Below are 1,870 nucleotides of genomic sequence, written 5' to 3' on the forward strand. Positions count from 1 at the left end.
TTGCTGTCGATCCGTTACCCGGACAGCAGTCGGCATCGGTTGGTCTGGAGCAACCTTGGCCAGTTGACCGAGGAAACGCTGCCCGACGGTGGCGTGCGGCGTTTTTCCTACGACGCGCTGGGGCGACGGACCACAACCGCCGACGAACACGGTGCCGTCACTCGGCAACATTGGGATGCCGTCGGCCGACTGATTCAGACGACGTTTCCTACCGGCAGCACTCGCGCCTACAGCTACGGCGCCTACGGTCAAGTCACCGCCGAGCGTGATGAACTGGGGCGCATCACCCGTTATGAGTATGACGATGACCTGCACCTGGTCTCGCGGCGGATCAACCCTGACGGCACGCAGGTGCAGTACCGCTACGACCATGCGCAGTTATTGCTCACCGAGATCGAAAACGAATCCGGGGAAAAATATCGGCTGGACTACACCCCGACCGGGCTGATTCGTCAGGAAAGCGGTTTTGATGGCCGTCGTACTGCGTACGCCTATGACCTCAACGGCCATCTGCTGGAAAAGACCGAGTTCGGTGATGACGGTTCTTGTTTGGTCACCGCTTATGAGCGCGATGCTGCCGGGCGCCTGCTGATCAAAACCCTGCCCGACGGGATCAAGGTCAGCTATCAGTACGACCGCCTCGGTCGTTTGGTTGGGGTCGATGACGGCCAGCAACACCCGCTGGCCTTCGAGTACGACCGTCAGGACCGGCTGATCACCGAACATCAGGGCTGGGGCACCCTGCGGTATAGCTACGACACCTGCGGCCAGCTCAAGCGCATGCGTCTGCCGGACAACAGCGTGCTCGACTACCGTCACGCCAAGGGCGGCGCGCTGAGCGGCATCGACCTCAACGGCACGCCGCTGACCCGCCACGTCTACCAGTCCGGACGTGAACTGCAGCGCCAGCAGGGTTTGCTGCTCAGCGAATACTCTTACGACGATCAAGGACGTTTACTCGCCCACGCCGTAGGCCATCAGCGCGATGCGTTGTACCGCCGCGATTATGCCTACAGCGCCAACGGCAATCTCGCGCACATTGCCGACAGCCGTCACGGTCAGCGCACCTACGGCTACGACGCCCTCGATCGGCTGATCCGCGTAAGCCACTCACGCGACGAGCTGCCGGAAAGCTTCGCCCACGACCCGGCCGGCAACCTGCTGATGCAGGACCGTCCCGGCCCGAGCCAGATCAAGGGCAACCGCCTGCTGATGCAGGGCGACCGCCATTACGATTACGACGCCTTCGGCAACCTGATCCGCGAACGTCGCGGCCGCGCGCAGACACTCGTCACCGAATACCGCTACGACTGCCAGCACCGCCTGATCGGCCTGACCCGCCCGGATGGCCAGACCGCGTCTTACCAATACGACGCCTTTGGCCGGCGCATCCGCAAAACCGTCAATGGCGAAACCACGGAATTCTTCTGGCAAGGCGATCACCTCGTCGCTGAAAGCAGCGAAAGCGAATACCGCAGCTACGTCTACGAACCCGGCACCTTCCGCCCGCTCGCGCTGCTCGACGGCAACGGCCCGCAAAAAGCCTGCCCGTTCTACTACCAACTCGACCACCTCGGCACCCCGCAAGAACTCACCGACTACAGCGGCGACATCGTCTGGTCCGCGCAATACGACGCCTACGGCAAAGTCGCCGCACTGACCCTGGCCGGCGAGGACTACCTGAACCAGCCGCTGCGTTTTCAGGGGCAGTACTTCGACGGGGAAAGCGGCCTGCATTACAACCGCCATCGGTATTACGACCCGCGACTGGGGCGGTATCTGACGCCGGATCCGATCAAGTTGGCCGGTGGGTTGAATCAGTACCAGTACGTGCCGAATCCGACGGGGTGGGTGGATCCGTTGGGGTTGA

1 protein-coding gene is annotated in these 1,870 nt (G+C 62.6%); it reads left to right on the forward strand.

The annotated features are described in order from the left end of the window. On the forward strand, positions 1-1,870 hold a 1,870-nt coding region (locus BK670_RS10415), incomplete at both ends, for an RHS repeat-associated core domain-containing protein (RefSeq protein ID WP_148047017.1).

It is taken from the genome of Pseudomonas fluorescens, from assembly GCF_003732425.1.
Taxonomy (GTDB): domain Bacteria; phylum Pseudomonadota; class Gammaproteobacteria; order Pseudomonadales; family Pseudomonadaceae; genus Aquipseudomonas; species Aquipseudomonas fluorescens_BE.